17 protein-coding genes and 2 pseudogenes are annotated in these 23,813 nt (G+C 63.8%); 15 read left to right on the forward strand and 4 right to left on the reverse strand.

Translation table 11 applies throughout. The features are described from left to right. Positions 1 to 2: 2 nt before the first annotated feature. Positions 3 to 1,490: an ATPase domain-containing protein gene (locus K8P63_RS16180; RefSeq protein ID WP_223797041.1), complete on the reverse strand. Its 1,488-nt coding sequence runs from the start codon at positions 1,488 to 1,490 to the stop codon at positions 3 to 5. 266 nt (positions 1,491 to 1,756) lie between these two features. Between K8P63_RS16180 and K8P63_RS16185 the strand changes: the two genes are divergently transcribed. From K8P63_RS16185 to K8P63_RS16200, 4 genes are all read left to right on the forward strand, one after another. Continuing rightward, a complete protein-coding gene (locus tag K8P63_RS16185) occupies positions 1,757 to 3,811 on the forward strand; it encodes a hybrid sensor histidine kinase/response regulator (RefSeq protein ID WP_223797042.1) in 2,055 nt (684 codons plus the stop codon). A gap of 134 nt (positions 3,812 to 3,945) precedes the next feature. Next, on the forward strand, positions 3,946 to 5,031 hold the full coding sequence (locus tag K8P63_RS16190) for a molybdopterin-dependent oxidoreductase (RefSeq protein WP_223797043.1): 1,086 nt from the start codon (positions 3,946 to 3,948) through the stop codon (positions 5,029 to 5,031). A 160-nt stretch (positions 5,032 to 5,191) separates the two neighbouring features. Then, entirely contained in the window at positions 5,192 to 5,245 is a 54-nt protein-coding gene (locus K8P63_RS21045) for a hypothetical protein (protein WP_398288912.1), read from the forward strand. 41 nt (positions 5,246 to 5,286) lie between these two features. Then, on the forward strand, positions 5,287 to 5,604 hold the full coding sequence (locus K8P63_RS16200) for a hypothetical protein (RefSeq protein ID WP_223797044.1): 318 nt from the start codon (positions 5,287 to 5,289) through the stop codon (positions 5,602 to 5,604). On the opposite strand, the gene K8P63_RS21050 is transcribed toward K8P63_RS16200, so the two are convergent. Beyond that, entirely contained in the window at positions 5,549 to 5,731 is a 183-nt protein-coding gene (locus tag K8P63_RS21050; RefSeq protein ID WP_223799852.1) for a type 2 periplasmic-binding domain-containing protein, read from the reverse strand. The two genes, K8P63_RS16200 and K8P63_RS21050, sit on opposite strands and share 56 nt — an antisense overlap. A 131-nt stretch (positions 5,732 to 5,862) precedes the next feature. On the opposite strand from K8P63_RS21050, the pseudogene K8P63_RS16210 reads away from it, so the two are divergent. From K8P63_RS16210 to K8P63_RS21105, 10 genes and pseudogenes are all read left to right on the forward strand, one after another. Continuing rightward, positions 5,863 to 6,208 (forward strand): annotated as a pseudogene (locus K8P63_RS16210) (IS5/IS1182 family transposase); the annotation flags it as partial. 393 nt (positions 6,209 to 6,601) lie between these two features. Then, a complete protein-coding gene (locus K8P63_RS16215; protein WP_223797045.1) occupies positions 6,602 to 7,183 on the forward strand; it encodes an ANTAR domain-containing response regulator in 582 nt (193 codons plus the stop codon). Continuing rightward, a complete protein-coding gene (locus K8P63_RS16220) occupies positions 7,180 to 8,400 on the forward strand; it encodes a CmpA/NrtA family ABC transporter substrate-binding protein (RefSeq protein WP_223797046.1) in 1,221 nt (406 codons plus the stop codon). Before K8P63_RS16215 ends, K8P63_RS16220 begins: the two co-directional genes overlap by 4 nt. A gap of 198 nt (positions 8,401 to 8,598) precedes the next feature. Then, positions 8,599 to 9,837, forward strand: a complete 1,239-nt coding sequence (locus tag K8P63_RS16225; protein ID WP_223797047.1) for a nitrate/nitrite transporter — start codon at positions 8,599 to 8,601, stop codon at positions 9,835 to 9,837. Positions 9,838 to 9,891: 54 nt separating this feature from the next. Further along, positions 9,892 to 11,097 carry an alginate export family protein gene (locus K8P63_RS16230; RefSeq protein WP_223797048.1) on the forward strand — a complete coding sequence of 402 codons (1,206 nt, stop codon included), beginning with the start codon at positions 9,892 to 9,894 and terminating at the stop codon, positions 11,095 to 11,097. Positions 11,098 to 11,364: 267 nt separating this feature from the next. Beyond that, on the forward strand, positions 11,365 to 13,833 hold the full coding sequence (gene nirB, locus K8P63_RS16235) for a nitrite reductase large subunit NirB (RefSeq protein WP_223799853.1): 2,469 nt from the start codon (positions 11,365 to 11,367) through the stop codon (positions 13,831 to 13,833). Positions 13,834 to 13,844: 11 nt separating this feature from the next. After that, positions 13,845 to 14,177: a nitrite reductase small subunit NirD gene (gene nirD / locus K8P63_RS16240; RefSeq protein ID WP_223797049.1), complete on the forward strand. Its 333-nt coding sequence runs from the start codon at positions 13,845 to 13,847 to the stop codon at positions 14,175 to 14,177. Between the two features lies 1 nt (position 14,178). Continuing rightward, positions 14,179 to 16,776, forward strand: coding sequence for a nitrate reductase (locus tag K8P63_RS16245; RefSeq protein WP_223799854.1), 2,598 nt, complete (start codon positions 14,179 to 14,181; stop codon positions 16,774 to 16,776). Continuing rightward, positions 16,763 to 17,557 carry a uroporphyrinogen-III C-methyltransferase gene (gene cobA / locus K8P63_RS16250; protein WP_223797050.1) on the forward strand — a complete coding sequence of 265 codons (795 nt, stop codon included), beginning with the start codon at positions 16,763 to 16,765 and terminating at the stop codon, positions 17,555 to 17,557. The genes K8P63_RS16245 and cobA overlap by 14 nt, the downstream gene beginning before the upstream one ends. A gap of 196 nt (positions 17,558 to 17,753) precedes the next feature. Beyond that, positions 17,754 to 19,272: pseudogene (locus K8P63_RS21105) on the forward strand (peroxidase family protein); the annotation flags it as partial. Between the two features lie 567 nt (positions 19,273 to 19,839). On the opposite strand, the gene K8P63_RS16260 reads toward K8P63_RS21105, so the two are convergent. Next, the gene (locus tag K8P63_RS16260) at positions 19,840 to 21,135 is read right to left on the reverse strand and encodes an integrase family protein (RefSeq protein ID WP_223797051.1); all 1,296 of its coding nucleotides are present in this window, start codon (positions 21,133 to 21,135) and stop codon (positions 19,840 to 19,842) included. Positions 21,136 to 21,456: 321 nt separating this feature from the next. Here K8P63_RS16260 and K8P63_RS16265 point away from each other — a divergent pair, with 321 nt between their 5' ends. Continuing rightward, positions 21,457 to 22,515, forward strand: coding sequence for an AbrB family transcriptional regulator (locus tag K8P63_RS16265; protein ID WP_223797052.1), 1,059 nt, complete (start codon positions 21,457 to 21,459; stop codon positions 22,513 to 22,515). A 16-nt stretch (positions 22,516 to 22,531) separates the two neighbouring features. On the opposite strand, the gene eno is transcribed toward K8P63_RS16265, so the two are convergent. Continuing rightward, a complete protein-coding gene (gene eno / locus K8P63_RS16270) occupies positions 22,532 to 23,809 on the reverse strand; it encodes a phosphopyruvate hydratase (protein WP_223797053.1) in 1,278 nt (425 codons plus the stop codon). Positions 23,810 to 23,813 lie beyond the last annotated feature (4 nt).

Here is a 23,813-nt window from a genome sequence, read left to right on the forward strand (position 1 = left end):
CGTCAGCGATCTTCCATCAAAGGCTCACGATTACCGGTATATTCCGGTGTACCCGTCAGAACGCCCTTGAAGGCAGTTAGTGGCTCGCCGACGCGCACCCCTTTGGCGTCGATCCGGAACTCCCGGATCGCATCCTCATGCGCGCCCGCTCGGTTCTTGATGACCGAGATCGCCTTGCGGATGCGCCCGTTCGCCTCGAAAAAGCGCAGCATGATGACGGCGTCGGCGACGTAGGAGATGTTGAGGTTGCTTGCCATCGATCCCAGCAGCCCCTGCTGCGGGTTGATCAGGAAGGTCACCACGCCCTTCTGACTGAGATAGGACAGCAGCTCATGCATCTGGAGGATGAGCTGCTGCTCCTGCGGCATGGCGGCGAGATAGCCGTTAAGGCTATCGATCACGATCATGCGCGCGCCGCGCTCCTCGACCTCGCGCCGGACGCGGGTCGCGAATTCGCCGGGGGACAGCTCGGCCGGATCAATCTGGTGAATGGTGAGACAGCCGCTGTCGATGTGCGCCTGGATGTCGAGACCGAAGGCTTTGGCGCGCAGCGCCAGCGTGCCCACCCTTTCGTCGAACTCGTAGATCGTGGCGCGCTCGCCGCGCTCGCACGACGCATGGACATATTGGAGTGCGATCGTGGTCTTGCCCGTGCCGGCCGGACCGGTGAGGAGCGTGCTGGTACCGCGCAGAGGCCCGCCGGTGAGGAGCGCGTCAAGCTCGGCGACGTTGCTGCCGACCGGTTCGCCGACATAAGCATCGTGATGGTCGGCCGCGACGAGCCGCGGGTAGATGTCGAGGCCGCCCTTCTGAATTGTGAAGTCGTGATAGCCGGCGATGAAGTCGACGCCGCGCAGCTTCTGCACCTGGAGGCGACGCCGTGCTGCACCAAAGTCGAGGGTCAGCCGCTCCAGGGTGATGACGCCGTGGCACAGGCTGTGAAGGTGCGCGTCCGAGCCGTCTGCCGAGCCGGACATGTCGTCGACGAGGATGACCGTCGTGTCGCGACCCGCGAAGAACTGCTTTAGCCCGAGAATTTGGCGCCGATAGCGGAGCGAATCCTGCGCGAGCAGCCGCATCTCGGACAGGCTGTCGAATACGACGCGGGTCGGATTGATGCGCTCGACCTGTGCCTGGATGAGCTTGATGGTCTCGCCCAGTTCCATCTCCCACGGGTGCAGCACCGACTGCTGGCGGTCGTCCCCGAACACATCTTCCATCGCGCTCAGCTCGAAAACGCTGAAATCGTCAATGCTCCAATCGTGCGAGGCGGCAACGACGGCCAGCTCCTCGGCGGTTTCGGACAGCGTGATGTAGAGCGTCTTCTCGCCAGCCTGCTGGCCGGACCGCAGGAACTGGAGCGATAGCGTGGTCTTGCCAGAGCCGGGAGCGCCTTCAAGAAGGTAGAGGCGCTTCGCCGGCAGACCTCCGCGTAAAATTGCGTCCAAACCTTCATTGCCCGTGGCGATCTGCCGTGCTGCCGTCGTCATTCCGCGCCTTGATCCATAGAGCTACGCCCGCCGAAGCCGACTTGTCGGATGCCTTTTAACGATGTCCCAGCTTGAGGAAAACCACCTCTGAACGGGCGCGATGCACGCATCGCTATGAAGATACTGGACAAATTCGTGGCATCCCGCCCCTCGGACGCCCGTTCGATGCCATTCAGATACTGCCCAGCGCATTGAAAAAGCCTATGCATGGGCTGCTGGCAGCCGGCCCATCCTGGTCCTGAATCCAAGCAGGGACCGGTGAGGCGATGGGCGAGCAGGACGATAACGGCGCAAGCATGGGCCTTCGCGGCCTCATGGATATGCAGGATTGGTCAAGGTCGGGGCTTGGCGATCGGGCAACGTGGCCGCGTTCGCTCGAAACCGTGATCGACCTGATGCTATCCTCGAAGTTCGCGATGTGCCTGGGTTGGGGGCCGGATCTAACGCTCCTCTACAACGACGCATATGTGCCCTTCCTGGGAGCAAAGCATCCCGCCGCCCTGGGGCAGCCTCTGCAAACCGTCTGGGCGGAAGTCTGGCCCGACATAGAGCCGTTGGTCGAGTCGGCCATGAAAGGCGTACCGGTCGGCTACGAGGATATGCCTCTCACCATGACCCGGCACGGCTATCCGGAAGAGACGTGGTGGACATTCGCCTACAGCCCGCTGCGAGATGACTACGGTGCGGTCGCAGGCTTTCTCGACATCGCCACGGAGACGACCGACAAGGTCGTTCACGAGCGCCAGCTGGCGGCACGCGAGGCAGAGCTTCGCGCGCTCAACACCGATCTGGAGGAACAAATTGTAGCTCGCGGGCGAGAGCGGGCGACAACTTGGACGGTCACTTCGGAGCTGCTTTCCGTCATCGATCTGCAAACCAGCTGCTTCGATCGTATTAATCCGGCCTGGACGGCGACCCTTGGGTGGACGCAGCAGGAAATGGAGGGTTCTCCATTCTCAGACTTCCTACTGCCCGACGATGCGCTTGTCAGCGCCGCAGCGTTTGAAGAGGTGCGGGAGGGTAACCCGGTAATGCGGTTCGACAACCGCTACCGGACCAAGGACGGCAAGGTTCGCTGGCTATCGTGGGTCGCGGTCCCGTTCGAGGGCAAGCTCTATTCGAGTGCGCGCGACATCACCGACGAACGGGAACGGGCTGACAAGCTGGCGCTTGCCGAAGACACGCTGCGCCAGTCGCAGAAGATGGAGGCGGTCGGGCAACTGACAGGCGGCGTCGCGCACGACTTCAACAACCTGTTGACCGTCATCCGCGGTTCAGTCGACCTTCTCCGCCGCGCTGATCTCAGCGAGGAGCGCCGCGCTCGCTACATCGATGCGATTGGCGAGACCGCCGATCGTGCCGCCAAGCTAACGGGTCAGCTCCTAGCCTTTGCTCGACGGCAGGCGCTCAAGCCCGAAACCTTCGATTGCGGGGCAAGCATCACGGACGTCGTGTCGATGGTCGGCACCCTCACCGGATCACGCATCGTCATCGAGACGGTCGTACCGGATGATCCCTGCTACGTGTTGGCCGACAAGGGCCAGTTCGATACGACGATCGTCAACATGAGCATCAACGCCCGCGATGCGATGGATGGCGAGGGTAAGCTCACGATCGTCGTCGGCCCCGTGTCCGGCATCCCCGAAATCCGGCTCCACCCTCCGGTCGCCGGCAACTATGTGGCGGTGACGATCAGTGACACCGGCACCGGTATCTCGCCCGAAAACATAGCACGCATCTTCGAGCCATTCTTCACCACCAAAGGGCTGGGAAAGGGAACCGGTCTTGGTCTCAGCCAAGTGATTGGCTTCGCCAAGCAGTCGGACGGCGACATCCGCGTCGAAAGCGGTGAAGAGGGCGGCACGACTTTTACACTTTACCTGCCTCGAGTAGCAATGGACGGCAGCCGCCCCACGGTCGAAGAGGAGCAACCCGTTGCGATCCCCGGCGACGGCGTTTGCGTACTCGTCGTCGAGGACAATAGCAGCGTCGGCGAGTTCGCGGTACAGGCGCTACGTGAGCTGGGCTACGATACGATCCTGGCGCTTAACGCCGACGAGGCGCTGGCCGAGCTCGAAAAGGGGTGCGACCGCTTCCATATCGTCTTTTCGGACGTGGTGATGCCGGGCATGTCAGGGCTGGAGTTAGCGCACGAGGTGCGTCGTCGCCACCCGCGCATGCCGGTGATCCTGACCAGCGGCTACAGCCACGTACTTGCACAGAACGGTCGTCACGGCTTCGAGCTATTGCACAAGCCCTATTCGATCGAGCAGCTGTCGCGCGTGTTCCGTAAATCGATCACGTGGCAAACCCACGGGTAATTGATCCGAGATGGAAACGGTGATCAAATGAAGGCGAGCGGCCGCGAAGACTCGGTCATAGAGAAAGAGCGTGTGATGTCGCCCGATCTAGACGATCGATTACACCCTCGAATTCCACATGGTGGGTCTATCGAATGACCACACTAGCCCGCGCCGAACAGAACCTGATCCTCCGATGCTCGGATCCGCTCAACGCGGAGACACCGCCGGACAAGCTGATCGCATCCTTCCTGACGCCGCAGGCGGATTTTTACATCCGCAGCCATGGTCCGACGCCGGAGCTGGCCGACGATCACCCCGTTACGCTGGACGGCTTCATTGATCACCCACGTTCCTACACGGTCGCCGAACTTCAGGCAGCCTTCCAAAGCCGGACGGTGGTGGCGACGATGCAGTGCGCCGGTAATCGCCGAGCCCACCTGCAAGGCGTAGGGAAGACTTCGGGCGACCCCTGGGATGTGGGGGCGATCGGCAATGCGGAGTGGACCGGTGTCGCGCTACGCGACGTGCTCGCTGCTGCCGGCATCCAGGACGGCGCCTTATACGTAGGCACCATCGGCGCCGACGACGTCGATGTCGATGGTGAGACGGCTCCGTTCGGCGCCTCGATCCCGATCGCCAAGGCGCTCGAACCCGACGTCCTAATCGCCTGGGCCATGAACGGCAAACCACTAGCCCCCGAGCACGGCGCACCGCTGCGCCTCGTCGTGCCGGGCTATGCGGGGGTCCGCAGCGCCAAATGGCTGACCCGCATCGAAGTGAGAGACTGCCCGTCCGACGCACCGATCCAAGCCAAAGACTACAAACTCTTCCCGTCTTCGGTTACGAAGGACGAAGCGGACTGGGATCAAGGCCTGACGATCGAAGAAATGCCGCTCAACGCGTCGATCTGCTCGCCAGTAGACGGCGCGCATGTCGACGCCGGCGCGTGCGGAATCGCGGGCTATGCCGTCGCCTTCGGCCGGGCAGTTTCCCGCGTCGACGTCTCCGTCAATGGCGGCACTGACTGGGAGCAGGCGGAACTGACCGTCAACCCGGATGCACCCTGGAGCTGGACGCAATGGCGCGTTACGGCCGGCCTGTCGCCAGGTCTCCACGTCCTCGTCGTGCGCGCCGTAGACGGGGCGGGACAGATGCAGCCCGAACGGCCAGAAGCAATCTGGAACTTTGCAGGCTATCTTTCGACCGCCTGGCATCGCATCACCGTCACTGCCCGCTGATGAACTCGTTGCTTGACGCCGAAGAGGCCCATGCGAGGCTGGCCAAGACCGCAACCACGCTGAAGCACAGCGCCGTCGAGCAGGTCGACAGCGCCGATCGGCGCACCGTGCTTGCCGCCGACCGGAAAAATTCGCCGGCGAGCGGACCTATGCCGCCTGGATGCGGACCGCGCTCGCGGCGCTTGCCTCCGGATCGGCGCCCGTGCCCTACTGAAGGACGTCGTGTTTCCATGGTTGGCGACGGCGAAGGGGACCGTGCTTATCCTGTTCAGGGCCGTCTGCTTTGTCGCCGCGGTGTGGCGGGAGATGGGGGGCGGTAGCGCCGCCGCCACTGCCAGACACCGCGCGGCTGCCAGCGGCCTTGTTGCTGGGCATGAACGGTTTCCTGATGCTGGTGTCTTTGGCCGCGCTTCTCGGCATCTGGACGTCGCGCTCGTAGTGCAGGCAGCACTACGCGCGCTCTGCGCCGATCACCTCCAGCAGGGCGCCCGCCGCTTTCGTGCGGTATCGCTGCTTGTTATGCAGCCCGAAGAAGGCGCGCGATCGCTCGCGCGTAAAGCGAGCCTGCCTTGATCGCAGGCGCCACGACCAGCGACGAGAGGACGGTGACGCCGGCACCGGCCTCTACCGCGGTCCGCGCGCTCTCGTTCAGCACCAGCGCGATGTCGATCTCAGGAGGGTCGACGCCGAGTGCGCGCAGGAGCCGATCGAGCGTTAAGCGCGTAGAAAACGGGACGCTGAACCGAAGACGGGCGAGCGTCTAAACCCGGCTTTGTTGCATAAGCCGATCAGGGATCCTTGAGGGAATCGAGGTGTGTAGATGGCGCGGATGCCTACGATACGAGGAAATGTCATGCCCGCGATCGCCGAGCGTCATGCCGAGGCTGTCTTTCCGGTCCGCCGGAATGGCCCGCCATGGAAGGAAGATGGTCCGGGCGTCGACGTTCGTAACGAAGCGCTCCGCGCCATCAAGCGGCTCGGCCGGAAGCTCTGGAAGAAATAGAGTGGCTACCATCGCCGCAGCCTCGTCGAGACCAAAATGCACTGCTTCAAACTGCTCGGTCCGCGCGTCGTATCCCGCGCCCTTGACCGCCAGACGACCGAGCACAAAGTTCGCGTCAAAGTTCTCAATCGCTTTTCAAAAAATGGATCGCCGACTACGATCCGCATCGCATAGAACTCAGCAGTAGAGCATCGTTTGAACTTGCCGCAGTTTTGCAACAAAACCATCCCAACACTGAAGAATCAACAAATTTCTATGCCGGATCTATAAATGACCGAATCAGGGGCAGTTGTCCGATCAATCGCGACATTGCCTCGATGCCCGGTACCGGCGTGCCGGTCCGCGCCGAGGCAGGCGTGGGGCACGCGTAACCTTATCGCGAAGCCTGCCAGCTTGGTGAATGGCGGTACATACACCTTGTGAGCTTAGAGCTAATTGCGGCAGGAGACCTCGCCAGCGCCGTGCTCCTTGTTCGCCTCGAACAGCGGCGAACAAGGAGCACGGCAATCTCAACTGTTGACGTTCGCAGGTGCAACAACGATCCTACGCCGCACTGGAGTCGATCGATTGCGAATTGTCCTCATCGACGACAGCGGTCTGCGGGCGACGGTCCTTGAGGAGGGCCTTCTTGAGGCCGGCTACGACGACATTCACGTTGTCCTGCCCCGGGGGGGCTTTGTAGCGAAGGTCGAGCGAATGGCGCCCGATGTTGTGCTCATGGATCTCGGCAACCCGAGCCGGGATACGCTGGAGGAGATGCTCGCCGTCAGCCGGGCACTCGCGAAGCCGATCGCGATGTTCGTTGACAGCTCGGACGATACGATGATCGGCGCTGCGATCGATGCCGGTGTTTCCGCCTATGTCGTTAACGGGCTGCGCAAGGATCGGGTGCAGCCGATTCTCAATCTGGCGATCCGCCGCTTCAATGCGTTCGCGCGCATGCAAGCGGAGCTCAACGAGGCGAAGACCGCTCTTGCCGACCGCCGCACGATCGACAAAGCCAAGGCGATCCTGATGGCGGCACGGAATCTCTCCGAGCCGGATGCGTACGGACTCTTGCGCACGACAGCCATGAATCAGGGTAGGAGGATAGTGGAGGTGGCAGACGCGCTGATTACGGCGAGCAGCCTTATCGGAGCCGGCTTGTGACGCCCGTCTCGGTCGCTTTTCTGCCGCTCACCGACTCTGCTGTGCTTGTAGCAGCGCGGGAGAAGGGGTTTGCCGAAAGACAGGGTGTGGAGCTGAACCTGATCCGCGCGACCTCCTGGGCGACGGTCCGCGATCGGCTGGTGTTCGGTCAAGTACAAGCGGCGCACATACTGGCGCCGCTGGCGCTCGCAGTCACGCTCGGGTTGAGCCAGCATCCGGCGCCGATCGCAGCGCCGTTCAGATTGAACGTCAACGGCAATGCGCTTGCCATGTCACCTACCTTCGCCGCCGCCCTCGACCCGGATCCCGCCGCGCGCATCGCCGATCCCGTCGCCACCGCGCACGATTTCGCGACCGCGATCGGTCTTTACCACCGCAAGCCGGTCATCGGCATCGTTCACCGCTTTTCCAGCCACGCACTGATGCTCCGCTACTGGCTAGGCTTTGCAGGGGTAGATCCAGACCGCGACGTAATGCTGCGGGTGCTGCCGCCATCATTGATGGTCGAGGCGATGCGTGCACGAGAGCTTGATGGCTTTATCGCTGGCGAACCGTGGAGCAGCATCGCGGTAGCTGAAGGCGAGGCAGAGATCATCGCTCTTGGCGAGCGCATTTGGCAGCGGGGGGTTGAGAAGGTCCTGGCATTTCGCAGCGAATGGCTCGATGCCAACCCAGACACTGTGGATCGGCTTCTACGCGCATTGTCCGAGGCTGCGGGCTGGTGTGACGAACCTGTCAACCGCGAGGAACTAGCCGTCCTTCTTTCCCGCGAATCCTATCTTGATCGGCCTGCCGAGCTCATTCTACCCGCGCTTGTCGGTCGAATGGTGCTCCGCCAGGGGGACGGTCCTGCCGAGACGCCGGATGTGATGATGTTTCATCGCGAAGCAACCGGCTTTCCCTGGCGCAGTCAGGCGCTCTGGATTTACTCCCAACTCATCCGCTGGGGTATGGTCGAGCCAAGTCCAGACCATGAACGCCAGGCGGCAGACGTATTCCGCTCGGATATTTACCGGCGGGCGCTTGGCAGCAGCGGCGTGCCGATGCCCGGAGCAAGCTTGAAGGTGGAAGGATCGTTGACCCGCCCCCTTGCGATAGGCGTAGCCCGCGGGTCGCTCACGCTCGGCCCGGACCGCTTCTTCGACGGCACGGTGTTCGATCCCAACGACGTTGCCAGCTATCTCGCACGTTTCAGGGCGAGTTCGCCGGTAGGCTGATTTTGCACTTGCGAATGCAGTCCGGTTGATACAGGTTCCTCGGTAACGCGCGATGGAGCGCGTTTAGCGGGGAACGCGCCAGCGTCGGCGGCGAGCCCCTCCAACAGATCAGCAGAGCCGCTGTCTGACGCCTGACCTTGTCGGGCGTCGGCAGCGGCTTTTTGCTTGGGCTCAACCCATTCTTGAAGGGGGTTTTCCATGGCGACGGCGTATTGGAAGGGTGCGAACACCAAGACAGGGGGCGGCTTCTGGTCGAGCGGGCATACGCCGACACTCATTGCCGCGTTCCTCTACTTCGATCTGGCGTTTATGGTGTGGGTCCTGCTCGGGCCGTTGGCACCCGCCATCTCGAAGGCCTTGGCGCTGACGCCCGCCGAAAAGGGTTTCATGGTGGCGACGCCGACGCTTGCCGGCGCATTGCTGCGTGTCGTCAATGGGCTTCTCGTTGATCGCATCGGACCCAAGCGTTCAGGGGCGATCAGTCAGCTGATCGTTATCGGCGGGCTACTGTCCGCCTATCTTCTCGGCGTCGACAGTTTCGGTGGCACGATCGCGCTGGGCGTGATCCTGGGCTTCGCGGGCGCGAGCTTCGCAATCGCGCTGCCGCTAGCCAGTCGTTGGTATCCGCCCGATCATCAAGGCAAGGCAATGGGCGTTGCCGGAATGGGCAACTCAGGCACGGTGCTCGCCTCACTATTCGCGCCTGGTCTCGCCAAACTGTTCGGCTGGAATACAGTGCTGGGACTCGCCTGCATCCCGCTGGCCATCGTGTTCGTGATCTACATGGCGATGGCAAAGGACGCGCCAGGTCGCCCCGCGCCGAAGTCGCTAAGCGAGTACCTGCATCCGCTGAAATCCGCCGATGCCTGGTGGCTGATGGGCTTCTACAGTGTCACCTTCGGCGGCTTCGTTGGACTTGCGGCCAGTCTGCCCATCTACTTCACCGATCGCTTCGGCCTGACCCCGATCACCGCCGGCTATTGCACCGCCGCGTGCGTGTTCGCCGGCTCGCTGGTCCGGCCGATCGGTGGCGCGCTCGCCGACTCGATCGGCGGTATAAAGATGCTGATCGGCGTCTTCATCGTCGCGGCATTGGCGCTGGCTGCGGTCAGCATCGCGCCGACCGTCGGGAGCGCGCTGGCATTCTTTGTCGTCGCGATGCTTGCCCTTGGAGTCGGCAATGGCTCGGTGTTTCAGCTTGTGCCACAGCGCTTCGGCGCCGAGATCGGCGTAATGACCGGGCTCGTCGGCATGGCTGGTGGCATCGGCGGCTTCTATCTCGCCTCTTCGCTCGGACTTGCCAAGCAGTGGACGGGAAGCTTCGCGCCAGGTTTCCTGATCTTTGCCGCGCTGGCGCTCGTGGCGCTGGTCAGCGTCTTCGTGGTCAAGAGCCAATGGCGAAGGAGCTGGGGCGCGGCCGAGGGCGTCCGGATCTGAATTGAACGGGTGGGCGAGCCGACACGGCGCCCACCCGCTCCTAGGGGAAATTTGATGAAACATGTCATTTTGACGGCGGCCACTTTGGCCGTCGCCGGGCCGGCTTACGCCCAAAGCGTGTCGCTCAAACCGTTCGTTGATCTTCGTACGCGCTACGAAAACGTCGATCAGGACGGTGTCGCTAGCGATGCAGATGCCCTCACCATCCGCGCGCGCGGCGGCCTCGAAGCGGACGCCGGCGGATTATCGGCACTGATCGAGGGCGAGGGCACACTAGCTGCCGTCGATCATTATTATGATGGATTGAATGGTGCCGCCACGCGCCCACTCGTCGCCGACCCGCAGAACATCGCGCTGTACCGAGCGCAGCTACGTTACGCCCGGCCCGGCTGGGCGATCACGGCGGGAAGGCAGCGCATCGCGCTCGACGACGAGCGTTTTGTGGGTGCGGTCAACTTCCGCGATAACGGCCAGACATTCGACGCGGTGCGGTTCGAGTGGAATCCGGTCAAGCGACTGAAGGCGGATGTGAGTTATTCCTGGAGCGTGCGCACGATCTGGGGCATCGACGGGCACGACGCGCGGCAACAGGCGGTTTCCGGCAACAACGTGTTTGCCAACGTCGGTTACCAGACTTCGTTTGGCACGCTGACGGGCTTTGCCTATCTGATCGACCAGGATGAGTTGGCGGTGCAGGGCTATCGCCTGTCGAGCCAGACGTACGGCGTCCGCTTCGCTGGTGCGCACACCTTTTCCAAGCAGGCCAAGCTTTCCTACCAGGCCAGCTATGCACGCCAATCGGATTATCACCGCAATCCGAACGACTACACAGCCGGCTACTATTTGGTCGATGGCTCACTCGATGTGGCTCAGTTCAAGATCGGCGTGGGGTATGAGGTGCTCGGTGCCGACCACGGCCTGGCGCTGACCTCGTTCCAGACGCCGCTTGCCACCGGCTTCAAGTTCCAGGGCTGGGCGGACAAGTTCCTCACGACTCCGCCCGACGGCGTGCGCGACCTTTACGGAAGCGTTGGATATGGATTGAAGACGGGTACCGCGCTTGGCGTGTTCACGTTCCAGGGCGTCTATCACCACTTTGACAGTGATCGCCTGGTGCGGCGCTATGGAGACGAGATCGATGCGCTTGCCAGCATGAAGATCAAGCGCACCACGCTCTCGCTCCGCTATGCCGACTATCGGGCGCACGGCTTTGCCACGGATACCCGCAAGCTGTGGCTGGAGGTCGACTGGGCGTTGTAAGAAAGATGCTGCGAATGCGAAGAATCGCTTGCTGACGCGCTGCGCTTCCGGCACCCTTCGATTGTTCGCGGCAATGCCGCCGCGAGCCCATAGCCAAGCTCTCCAATGTCGGACGGGTCTGGTGCATCGCCCGATCGGGGTTCATCTCCGGTCGATTGTGATGATGGCAAGGCCGCCATGCAGGCGCTGGGTTTCCAGCGTCCGCATGGCGGCCTTTTTCGTTTCCGGAGCATGACGATGGAATTCCTCGACGAGAGTGCCGAAGAAATGGCTACGGTCGGTACGACCAAAGCCGAGAGTGACCGGGGGCTCGTTGTCATCGGCAACGGCATGGCCGGTTGCCGCGCCGTCGAGGAACTCCTCGAGCGCGAGCAGGGTCGATATCAGGTCACCATCTTTGGTGCTGAGCCGCACGTGAACTACAATCGCATCATGCTGTCGCCGGTGCTGGCCGGCGAGAAAACTTTCGACGAGATCGTCATCAACGACCGTGCCTGGTATGCCGACAACGGCATCGAATTGATCGCCAGCGACCCTGTGGATGCGATCGATCGCGAGGCGAAAACCGTAACGGCGCGGTCGGGCCGCACCGTCGCCTATGACAAACTGCTGATCGCGACCGGGTCCGATCCGTTCATCATCCCCGTGCCGGGCAAGGATCTGCCCGGGGTCATCACCTTCCGCGACATGGCAGATGTCGACCACATGCTCGGAGCCGCTGAGAAGGGCGGGAATGCGGTGGTCATCGGCGGCGGCCTTCTCGGGCTGGAGGCGGCGCACGGCCTGACGCTGCGTGGCATGAAGGTGACCGTGCTACACCTGCCGGGCACGTTGATGGAACGGCAGCTCGACGAGGCGGCAGGCTGGCTGCTCAAGAGCGCGCTCGAGGCGCGCGGACAAACGATCCTCACCAAGGCAGACACCGCCGAGATCGTGGGTGAGCATCACGTGGAGGGCGTGCGGCTGAAGGACGGCACGCTGATCCCGGCAAGTCTCGTGGTGATGGCGGTCGGGATCCGTCCCTCAGTGAAGCTCGCGCGCGACGCCGGGCTCGAGGTCGGTCGCGGCATCAAGGTCGACGACCATATGGTGACGTCCGATCCCGATGTACTGGCGGTGGGCGAGTGCGTCGAGCATGACGGTCTCGTCTACGGTCTGGTCGCACCGCTCTGGGAGATGTGTCGCGCGCTGGCGGACGGACTTGTCGAGCGGCACAGCGGCTACAAGGGCTCGGTGACCTCGACCAAGCTCAAGGTTGCCGGGCTCGACGTGTTCTCAGCGGGCGACTTCCTCGGCGGCGACGGTGCGGAGGATATCGTGCTACGCGATGCCAGCCGCGGCATCTACAAGCGCGTCGTCGTGAAGGACGACCGCGTCGTCGGCGCGGTACTCTACGGCGACACCAGTGACGGCGGGTGGTATTTCGACCTGCTAAAAAAGGGCGAGGACATCTCGCCGATCCGCGACATGCTGATCTTCGGTCAGGCCTATGCCTCCGGAGGGGGGCAGGGGGACCCTAGCTCAGCCGTTGCGGCGCTCTCGGACGATGCCGAGATCTGCGGCTGCAACGGCGTCTCCAAAGCAAGGGTCGTCCAATCGATCGTCGGCGGCGCAGTCAGTCTCGATGCGGTGCGGTCGACGTGCAAGGCCTCTGCCTCGTGCGGCTCTTGCACCAACCTCGTCGAACATCTGCTGAGCCTCACGCTCGGGGCCGATTATGGCGGCGCGCGGACGACCAAGACGCTCTGCAAATGCACCAGCTTCGGCCATGGTGATGTCCGGCGCGAGATCGTGGCGCAAGGAATGCGCTCGATACCCGAGGTCATGCAGAAGCTGCACTGGTCGACCCCCGATGGCTGCTCGGGTTGCCGCCCGGCGCTTAATTACTATCTGCTGTGCGCCTTGCCCGGCGACTATAAGGACGATCAGCAGAGCCGCTTCGTCAACGAGCGGATGCACGCAAACATCCAGAAGGACGGCACCTATTCGGTAGTGCCACGGATGTGGGGTGGCCTTACGACACCCAAGGAGCTGCGCGCGATCGCCGATGTGGTCGAGAAGTTCAACGCGCCGATGGTGAAGGTTACCGGCGGCCAGCGGCTCGACATTTTCGGCATCAAGGGCGAGGATCTGCCGGCCGTCTGGGCCGATCTCAATGCTGCTGGCATGGTCTCGGGCCATGCCTACGGCAAATCGCTGCGTACCGTAAAGACGTGCGTGGGCACGGACTGGTGCCGGTTCGGCACACAGGATTCAACCGGACTCGGCGTCAAGACCGAGCAGATGACGTGGGGCTCGTGGATGCCGCACAAGTTCAAGATCGCCGTCTCGGGATGCCCGCGAAACTGCGCGGAAGCGACGATCAAGGACTTCGGCGTGATATGCGTCGACAGCGGCTACGAGCTCCACGTCGGCGGCAATGGCGGCATCAAGGTCCGCGTTACCGATCTTCTCTGCAAGGTCGCGACCGAGGAAGAAGCGATGCATTATTGTGCGGCGTTTACCCAGCTCTATCGAGAAGAGGCGCATTACCTGGAACGCACGGCGCCCTGGATCGAGCGGATTGGGCTTGAGTACGTCAAGAGCCGCGTGGTCGAGGATGGGGAGGGTCGCGATGCGCTGGCCGCACGCTTCCTGTTCTCGCAGCGTTTCACGCAGGACGATCCCTGGGCCAAGCGGGTCGCCGGCGAGGACGCACAATTCCACCAGCCGCTAATGATGGCAGCGGCAGAGTGAGCGAGGTAGTCATGACCAACTGGACCGACGTTGGCTGCGTCGCCGACATCCCTGTGCAGGGCGCGCGTAACCTGCAGTTCGGCGGACAGCCTGTCGCCGTGTTCCGCACCGTGGACGACCGGATCTTCGCGCTCGTCGATCGCTGCCCGCACAAGGCGGGGCCGCTTAGCCAAGGGATCGTCCACGGCCACACCGTCTCCTGCCCGCTGCATAATTGGCGGATCGCCTTAGTGAGCGGCGAGGCGCAGGGTGACGACAAGGGCTGCACGCCGGTCGTCCCGATGCGGCTCGACGGTGATCGTATCCTGCTCGGGGCACCTGCCGCTCTCGCCGACGCCGCCTGACATGGCCGAGGGGGTGCGCACCACCTGCCCCTATTGCGGCGTCGGTTGCGGCATCATCGCCACCCGAAGCGGCGAGCGCGCGGTCGAGATCAAGGGCGATCCCGAGCATCCCGCCAATCGCGGGCGGCTCTGTTCCAAGGGCACGCACCTTGGAGAGACGGTTGGGCTCGAGGGGCGGCTGCTCCACCCCATGATCGGCGAGCGTCGTTCGAGTTGGGACAAGGCGCTCGATCTGGTGGCGACGCGCTTTAGCGACACGATCGCACAGCATGGGCCGAACAGCGTCGCCTTCTACGTCTCCGGTCAACTTCTTACGGAAGACTATTACGTCGCCAACAAGCTGATGAAAGGCTTCATCGGCTCGGCCAACATCGACACCAACTCGCGACTGTGCATGTCGAGCGCGGTGGCCGGACACATCCGGGCGTTCGGTGAGGACGTAGTGCCCGCGACTTATGACGATCTCGACGCCGCCGATTTGATCGTGCTCGTGGGCTCGAACACCGCCTGGTGCCACCCGGTCGTCTACCAGCGCATCCAGGCGGCACGGGCGGAACAAGGCACGAAGCTCGTCGTCATCGATCCGCGCCGGACGGAGACGGCGGAGGAAGCCGATCTCCATCTAGCGATCCGCCCCGGTAGCGACGTCGCGCTCATGAACGGCCTGCTGGCGCATTGCCGGCGCGAGCGGCTGACGGACGATGCGGCGCTCGCGGTGCCCGACGACTTCTGGGCGACGATCGAGGAGCATGGCGATCTCTGGTCCGTCGCGGCCGCCTGCGATGTCACGCCCGCCGATCTTAGCCGCTTCTACGATCTGTTCGCAACGACCGCGCGCACCGTCACCTTGTTCAGCCAGGGGATCAATCAGTCGCTGCGCGGCACCGATCAGGTCAACGCGATCACCAATCTGCACCTTGCTACCGGCCGCATCGGCAAGCCAGGTGCTGCGCCTTTCTCGATCACCGGCCAGCCGAACGCGATGGGTGGTCGCGAGGTCGGTGGCCTGGCGTCCACCCTCGCCGCGCACATGGACTTCTCTGCCGAGAATGTTGAGCGGACGGCACGCTTCTGGGCGGCTCCCAACATCGCGCGCAAGCCGGGCCTGAAGGCGGTGGACCTGTTCCGCGCCGTCGGGGAGGGCCGGATCAAAGCCTTGTGGATCATGGCGACCAATCCTGCGGTCAGCATGCCGGACGCCGGCCGCGTGCGTGAAGCCCTCGCCGGCTGCCCGTTCGTCGTCGTCTCGGACGTGATCGCCGATACCGACACGAGCGCCTTCGCCCACGTGCGGCTGCCGGCCGCCGCGTGGGGAGAGAAGGACGGCACGGTCACAAACTCCGAGCGCCGCGTCACCCGTCAGCGCGCCATGCTGCTGCCGCCCGGCGATGCACGGCCGGACTGGTGGATCGTCTCGCAGGTCGCGGGACGTATGGGCTGGGCATCGCATTTCGCCTACAATCATGCGGCCGATATCTGGCGCGAGCACGCGCGCCTGACAGCCTATCAGAACGTCGACGGCGCGCGCGTCCTCGATCTGCGCGCGCAGGCCGCGATCGGGAATCACGCCTATGATACAATGGCACCGTTCTGCTGGGGTGGCACACCGTTCGCGGACGGGCGGTATCCCGCGCCCGGGGGTCGGGCGCGTTTGGTCACTATCCGGCAGGCGAAGGCGCCGGAGCCGCTGCGCAACTGGCCGATGACACTTAACACCGGCCGCTATCGCGATCAGTGGCATACGATGACCCGCACCGGCCTCAGCCCAAAGCTTTCACGCCATCGAGAGGAGCCGATGGTCGAGGTGCATCCCAATGACGCCACCGCACTTGGGCTGGACGCGGGCGGCTTGGCGCGTGTCGCCACGCCGCAGGGCGGGAGCTTGTTTCGCATCGCGCTCAGCGACAGCCAGAGGCCTGGTGAACTGTTCGTGCCGATCCACTGGACCGATCGCCAGTCGAGCGGCGGCCGCGCCGGCCTCTTGCCCCGCCCGCTTGCCGACCCGCAGTCGGGGCAGCCCGGCTTCAAAGCGACGCCGGCCCGGATTGACCCAGTCGCGACCGAATGGCGCGGATTCCTGATTACCCGGGATGCCGCGATCCCGCTTCCAGAGTGCTTGTGGGCGACGCGCGTCACGGTTTCCGGAGGCGCGCTGTTCGAGCTTGCCGGCAACGGTGATCCGGCTGGATTGGAGGCGACATTGCCGCGCGGCGAGCGCATCGAGACGCAGGACCGCGCCCGCGGAACGCGGCGCACCGCCGTGATTGTGGAGGGCCGGGTTGCAGCAGTCCTGTTCGTCACGCGCGACGGCAAGCTCCCTTCACGCGATTGGCTCATTTCTCAACTCGGGCAGGCCTCTGCAGGGCCTGTTCTGCTCGCAGGTCGGGCGGCTGGCGCTGCAGTAGATAGCGGAGTGGTCGTCTGCGTCTGCTTTGACGTCGGGCTGAAAACGCTCGTCGCGGCTATCGCTGATCAGAAGCTCGTCAGCGTCGCCGCGATTGGCGCAGCGCTTGGGGCAGGCACGAATTGCGGCTCGTGCCGCCCCGCGCTGGCCAAGCTCATCGCAAAGACTCCGGAGGTGGCCGATGTCGCAGGATAGCTTCCCGGTAGGTACGGTCTGGCTGGTCGGAGCCGGACCAGGCGATCCCGAGCTGCTCACACGCAAGGCAGAACGATTGATCGCTCAGGCCGACATCATCTTCTACGACGCGCTCGTCGGCCCAGCTATTCTCGATCGGGTGCCGCGCCACATCGAGCAAGTCGGCGTTGGCAAGCGGTCGGGGCGTCACTCGAAGGATCAGGGCTCCATCAACGACATGCTGGTCGTGGCCGCACATGCCAAAAAGCGTGTTGTGCGATTGAAGGGCGGTGATCCGTCCGTCTTCGGCCGCTCCGCCGAAGAGGTTGAGCACCTCGCTGCGAAGGGAGTAACCGTGCGCATCTGCCCCGGTGTAACGACCGCAAGCGCGGCCGCGGCAAGCGGCGGCATTTCACTTACGCTGCGTGGGCTAGCCCGACGGCTGACACTCGTCACCGCGCATGCCCGAGCGGGGCATGCGCTGGACCTTGATTGGGGAACCCTCGCTGGCGCGGACAGCACACTCGCGGTATATATGGGCCGCGCTGCCGCAGGTGAGGTATCTCGCGAGCTGATTGCGGCCGGCCGGTCGCCCGATACGCCGGTCATGATTGCAGTGAACGTTTCGATGCCGCAGGAGAGGATCATCCGAGGTCGGCTCGCCGCGTTAGCGTTTCTTGTTGAAGCGATCAGCGACGATGACCCTACGTTGTTGTTGATTGGCGAAGCCGTCGGCACGGCGAGTCGCATTGCATCCCTGACCCGCATCGAAATGACTGTACAGTCATGCAGCAGGGCCTAACTCGATGGGATGCGCGATATGCCCATGGGCGACGGCGCGGACTCGCCCTTCCATGGAATTAGGCGACATGGCGAGGTCCTTCCTAGAGACGAAGATACACCGGCAATCGGATACTGAGCCACATCCCCTGTGAAGCTCCTTGGTGCAATCCTGTGCGGTGGGCGCTCCGGCTGCTTCGGATAGGACAAGGCGCGTACAGCGCTTTGATCCGCTTAATAGCTGGCCAGACAATGTAAGCCTCGACAAGGCTCGTCGCCTCGTCTGGCCGATCAAGCAGAAATACGGCCGCAAGCTCAGCTGGGGCGATTTGATGGTGCTGACCGGCAACATCGCGCTGGAAGACATGGGCTTCAAAACCGCCGGTTTCGCCGGCGGCCGTGTCGATGCCTGGCAGCCCGACGTGTCTATTGGGGCCCCGAGACCAAGATGATGGGCAACGATCGGTCGAATCCCGACGGTACGCTCAAGAAGCCGCTCGCCGCGACGACGATCGGCCTGATTTAGGTGAACCCGGAAGGCCCCGGCGGCGATCATGATCCGATCGGCGCCGCCGCCGACATCCGTCACGCCTTCGGCAAGGCACACGGGGCGCACCCGCAGAAGGAATGCCTGGGAGCCGAGCCGACCGCCGCGCCGATCGAGCATCAGGGGATGGGATGGACGAACAAATGCGGCAAAGGCAATGCCGAGGATACGATCACATCGGGCCTCGAAGGCGCTTGGTCCGCCGATCCGACTCACTTTACAATGCAATATGTAAACAACCTGCTGACTATGATTGGGTGAAGACTAAGAGTCCGGCCGGCGCGACCGAGTGGATCCCGACCGATCCGAAGGCGGCTAATCTGGTTTCCGACGCGCATCTCGCAGGGGTGCGCCACGCGCCGATCATGTTCACCACCGATATCGCCTGAAGGACGATCCCGGTTTCGACGCCGGTTTGGTACGCTGGCAGCAGAACCCCGATGAGTTCGCACTGGCCTTTGCCCGCGCCTGGTTCAAGCTGACCCACCGTGATCTGGGGCCGCAGGCTCGCTATCTCGGCAAGGACGTACCGACGCAGAGCTTCAGCTGGCAGGACACGTTGCCCCAACCAAGCTTTGCGCCGATCAACGCGAACGAGCAGATCCGGCTCAAGGAGATGGTGCTGGCCTCGGGCCTGACCGGACCTGAACTCATCCGCACTGCCTGGGCTGCGGCGTCGAGCTTCCGCAGCACCGATATGCGCGGCGGGGCGAACGGCGCGCGGCTGTCGCTCGATCCGCAGCGCGGCTGGGCAGCGAACGATCCTGCCGAACTCCAACACGTGCTCGCCAAGCTCACCCAAGTGCAGGCCGAGTTCGCCAAGCGGGGCCACCGCGTGCCGATGGCCGATCTAATGGTGCTCGGCGGCAATGCGGCAATCGAACAGGCAGCGGCAAGCGGCGGAATGAAGCTGAGTGTGCCGTTCATGCCGGGTCAGCAACGAATTCTTCGTCAATCTGCTGTCGATGGACACGGTCTGGTCGAAGTCTTCGACGCCGAATCTCTATGAGGGTAAGGATCGCGCCAGCGGTGCTCCGAAGTGGGCGGCGACCTCGGTCGATTTGATTTTTGGATCGAATTCCGAACTGCGCGCGGTGGCCGAAGTCTATGCTTCGGATGATTCCAAAGCGAAGTTCGTGAACGATTTCGTCACGGCCTGGACGAAGGTCATGAACGCGGATCGCTTCTGAACGAAGGGCCCGGCGGGCTTGAGTTCGCCGGGCCCTCTCGACACTTTAACTGAGCAGGGCGGTAAGAAACGCTAGCATTTCCAGTCCGATAGACAGCGGCACTCCACCAGCTCGGCGCGAGCCCGATGGCGACCATCCGCCGATCCACCAACAAGCTGGCGAACAGCGCCAAGCCGAGAATGGCCAGCGACGGTCCCGGCCAGGGCGCACCGATCGCCCAGGGCAACGCCGCGCCAGGGCGATCAACGACGGGGCTACTGCTGCTAGCCATGCCCAGGCCGGAGTTGGACCGGCTTGTGCGGCGGCGAGACCCCACCACATTCTGCCGAGGAAGCTGAAGATCAACGCGGCATAGGCGTAACCGAGCGACAGCGCCGCGAAGTGCCACCACATCGATCCTTACCCCAGCGCCAGGACGACCCTACTTGCGGTAACAGGCCGGCAAATCCGAGAGCTCTGGCGAGCGGGGGCCGCTGCTGGTCTTCAGTCAACGTCGAGGGCGCCCCCGTATCGGTCAATCTGCCCGTTCCCCCATCAATCGTACAAGACTCTTAAGTGCTCGTTACATCAAACACTCGCATTCAAGTTCCGAATTCCCACGCTCACAAGCCTTGGGATCCGGATGCTGTTGGTCGCGCCATCTAGAAGTTCAGCGATCTTGGTGGCCGTGGCGTCGATCGCTATCCAAAGCCCCTCATCAATGTGGATATAGCCCTGGGTTACGTTGCGCTTGCCATGCCCGAGCATCATCGCGATTGTCAGTTCTGAGAAGCCCAGGTCGCCCGCCACGCTTCCGAACGTGTGGCGCAGTGTATGAGCCGTTACATCCTTGAGTTGCGCTATCTGGCAGAGCCGAGCGATGACGTCCGGTACCTGTTTGTAATGACTGCGCGCATCTTCCGACGGAAAAACATAGGGACACGTCTCAGGAGTTGGCTGATCAGCAGCGACGGCATACGCCGCAGGCGCAATCGCGCGCGTCTGCGCGTCGGACTTTGTATCTGGGAAATGGACGCAACCGCCCTGCCGGTCGATCCAATCCCGCTGAAGCGTCTGCGCCTCCATCAACCTAAAACCGGTTAGAGCTATGAAGCGTACTAGCGCTAAGCCGGTCGGGTGCTCGCCATACTCCGCCGAGCGGCGCATCGCCTCACCAAGCCTGACCAGTTCACTGGCGCTCAGCCTACGCGTACGGCGCTTGCTGGCGATGCGGCGAACGCCTCTTGCTGGGTTGGTCTCGATGATATCCATCCGAACTGCATGTTCGAAGATCGAATGCAGCGTGGAGATGACACGCCCCGCGGCGCCTTCTCCGCCGGTCGTAATCCTACCGCTCCGTTTATGAGGCGCAGCGCTCGTCTTTCCACCGGCAATGTCGGCCTGCATTCGCTCAATGTCCGCGAGGCGTAACGTTCTTACCGCGCGGGTGCCGAGCAGCGGCTTGATGTGCCGCTCGATCCGGCTTCGGTCCATTTTGAGAGTCGAGGGCTTTATCGGCCGCCGCCGACGACCGAGCAGTCTGCGAGACTCCGCTTCGACAAGGTACCAGTCGCACACGTCCGCGACAGTGCCCCCGACGCGATTGGCCCGCTTCTCCTCAGCGGGATCGACACCGAGAGTCGCCTTCGCGAGCAACGCTTTCGCCTGCCTACGCGCATCGTCCACATCGATGATGTTGCATCTCGCCACCGCCATGCGACGGAGACGCCCATCGGGGCTACGAAACTGAAGAACGTATGTCTTCACTCCGCTCGTCCCCACCCGAACGCCAAACCCTTTGAGCTCGGTATCCCAGACGAACTCCTGTCCAACTTCGGGCGCCCGCAGGCGATTGATTACGGTTTGAGAAATCTCCGCCTGCATGGCATGCCTCCGCCTATATTACGCAGGATAGCCTGACCGCGCCGTAATGGAAACGTAAATGAAAATGCGTCGTACAGGCGGATAGCGTCAGCGGCGCCCGGCTACAGAAAGGTAGGATTAAATGAGCAATTACAAACACCTAAGTGTGTGGCATCGCACATCGGGATACGATGTGCGAAATCATATTCCTGTTGGTAAGGCTGAGGTCGTGAGTTCAATCCTCACCGGCAGCACCAGACATGGTCAGACATCGCGCGTGGCCGGGGTGGCGGGCGCTATGCCCAAACCCCGCTCACCTTCCGCCCGGTGTTGATGGCGCGCGTGGCTCGAATCGCACTGCTGCTCCTCGCCTCTTGCGCGTTCGCAGGGCTGCTCGAGTGGGTTGGGCTTCCCGCCGGCCTGTTGCTCGGGCCGATGGCTGCGGCGATGATCTTCTCCGCGCAAGGCGGTCGCCTCGCCGTTCCGCCGCCATTGGCCACTGCCGCGCAGGCGGTCGTCGGGCTGCTGATCGCGCGATCCTTTACACCGCAGTTGATCGCTGTCGCCGCGAAGGAGCCGTGGATCCTGCTCGGCGGCACCCTGACGACGTTGGTCGCTGCCGCTGCCATCGGCGCGCTTCTCGCGCGGTGGAAGGTTCTGCCCGGCTCGGTTGCCGTCTGGGGCTCCATGCCGGGAGCGGCGACGGCGATGGTGCTGATGGCACGCGACGAAGGTGCCCAATGGCAACTCGTCGCGGTGATGAGCTATCTGCGCGTGATCTTCGTCGCCGCCGTCGCTTCCGTGCTCGCTGCCACCATCGCGGGTCATGGCGGTAGCCGTGCACCGGGCGGAGCATGGTTTCCGCCCGTCGATCCGCTGGGTCTGGCAGAGGCCGCTTTGTTCGGCAGCGCAGGCGTATGGGGCGGCAGGAAGGTAGGCATGCCGGCCGCAGCCCTGCTCGGCCCCGCGCTGTTCGCCGCCGTGGCGCAGGGAATCGGCATCGCGCGGCCACAACTGCCTGGCTGGCTGCTGGCCACCTCCTACCTGCTCGTCGGCTGGCGGATCGGGCTTGGCTTCACGCCGGATATCGTGCGGGCTGCCCGCCGCGCCGCCGCGCGGCTCGTGCTCGCGATTGCCGCGCTCATCGCCTTCTGCGCCGGCTGCGGGTTTGCATTGGCGAAGCTGTCGGGACGCGATCTGTTGAGCTGCTATCTGGCGATGAGCCCCGGCGGCGCCGATTCGGTCGCGATCATCGCCAGCTCGTCACGGGTCGACGTGCCGTTCGTGATGTCGATGCAGGTCGCCCGGCTGGTGGCGGTACTGCCTGTCGGCCCGTGGCTGGCGCGGACCATCGCGCGGCGCGTCGGCAGCGACGACGCCGCAGCAGCGTCGTCGCCTTAGATCTGCGCGGCTGCCTTCAGCGCCGGAGCGCGCTGCGCCCCGCATAGCGGCCGATCGCGCCCAGCTCTTCCTCGATGCGGATGAGCTGGTTGTACTTGGCGAGCCGGTCGGAGCGGGCGAGGCTGCCGGTCTTGATCTGGCCGCAGTTGGTGGCGACCGCGAGATCAGCGATGGTCGAATCCTCGGTCTCGCCCGAACGGTGCGACATGACGGCGGTGTAGCCCGCACGCTGCGCCATGCTGACCGCTTCCAGCGTCTCGCTGAGCGTGCCGATCTGGTTGACCTTGACGAGCAGCGAGTTGGCGATGCCCTTCTCGATGCCCTCGGCGAGAATCTTTGGGTTGGTGACGAAGATGTCGTCGCCGACGATCTGCAGCTTGCCGCCCAGCTGGTCGGTCAGCAGCTTCCAGCCGTCCCAATCCTGCTCGGCCATGCCGTCCTCGATCGAGACGATCGGGTAAGCGGCGGCCAGTTCGCCGAGATAGGCCGCCATCTCCGCCGGGGAGAGCTTCCGCCCCTCGCCCACCAGATCGTAGACGCCGTCCTTGAAGAACTCGCTCGCCGCGCAATCGAGCGCGATCGCGACATCCTCGCCGGGGCGATAGCCCGCCGCCTCGATCGCACCCATGATGAAGTCGAGCGCCGCCGCCGGGCTGGCGAGGTTCGGCGCGAAGCCGCCCTCGTCGCCCACCGCCGTCGCGAGACCGCGGTCGTGGAGCGTCTTCTTGAGCGTGTGGAACACCTCGGTGCCGCAGCGGATCGCATCGATCATGCTCTCCGCACCGACCGGCACGATCATGAATTCCTGGAAGTCGATCGGATTGTCGGCGTGCGCGCCGCCATTGATGATGTTCATCATCGGCGTGGGCAGCACGTGCGCGGTGACGCCGCCGACATAGCGATAGAGCGGCAGGCCGCGCGCCTCGGCCGCCGCCTTGGCGACGGCGAGGCTGACGCCGAGGATGCCGTTCGCGCCGAGCCGGCCCTTATTGTCGGTGCCGTCGAGCTCGATCATCACGCCGTCGACCTCGGCCTGGTCCTCGGCCTCGAGGCCTTCGACCGCATCGGCGATCTCGCCATTGACCGCATCGACCGCCGCGTCGACGCCCTTGCCGCCCCAGCGGCTCTTGTCGCCGTCGCGCTTCTCGACCGCTTCGCGCGTGCCGGTCGACGCGCCCGAGGGCACGGCGGCGCGGCCGAAGCTGCCATCCTCCAGCGTCACATCGACCTCCACGGTGGGATTGCCGCGGCTGTCGATCACCGTGCGTGCGTGGACGTCGACGATCGCGGTCATGGAG

Source organism: Sphingomonas nostoxanthinifaciens (assembly GCF_019930585.1).
GTDB lineage: Bacteria > Pseudomonadota > Alphaproteobacteria > Sphingomonadales > Sphingomonadaceae > Sphingomonas_I > Sphingomonas_I nostoxanthinifaciens.

Bases quoted from the DNA above. Each gene is read 5' to 3' on its own strand.
- K8P63_RS16180 (WP_223797041.1), bottom strand. From the start codon at position 1,490: ATGACGACGGCAGCACGGCAGATCGCCACGGGCAATGAAGGTTTGGAC.
- K8P63_RS16185 (WP_223797042.1), top strand. From the start codon at position 1,757: ATGGGCGAGCAGGACGATAACGGCGCAAGCATGGGCCTTCGCGGCCTC.
- K8P63_RS16190 (WP_223797043.1), top strand. From the start codon at position 3,946: ATGACCACACTAGCCCGCGCCGAACAGAACCTGATCCTCCGATGCTCG.
- K8P63_RS16225 (WP_223797047.1), top strand. From the start codon at position 8,599: ATGGCGACGGCGTATTGGAAGGGTGCGAACACCAAGACAGGGGGCGGC.
- K8P63_RS16230 (WP_223797048.1), top strand. From the start codon at position 9,892: ATGAAACATGTCATTTTGACGGCGGCCACTTTGGCCGTCGCCGGGCCG.
- nirB (WP_223799853.1), top strand. From the start codon at position 11,365: ATGGCTACGGTCGGTACGACCAAAGCCGAGAGTGACCGGGGGCTCGTT.
- nirD (WP_223797049.1), top strand. From the start codon at position 13,845: ATGACCAACTGGACCGACGTTGGCTGCGTCGCCGACATCCCTGTGCAG.
- K8P63_RS16245 (WP_223799854.1), top strand. From the start codon at position 14,179: ATGGCCGAGGGGGTGCGCACCACCTGCCCCTATTGCGGCGTCGGTTGC.
- cobA (WP_223797050.1), top strand. From the start codon at position 16,763: ATGTCGCAGGATAGCTTCCCGGTAGGTACGGTCTGGCTGGTCGGAGCC.
- K8P63_RS16260 (WP_223797051.1), bottom strand. From the start codon at position 21,135: ATGCAGGCGGAGATTTCTCAAACCGTAATCAATCGCCTGCGGGCGCCC.
- eno (WP_223797053.1), bottom strand. From the start codon at position 23,809: ATGACCGCGATCGTCGACGTCCACGCACGCACGGTGATCGACAGCCGC.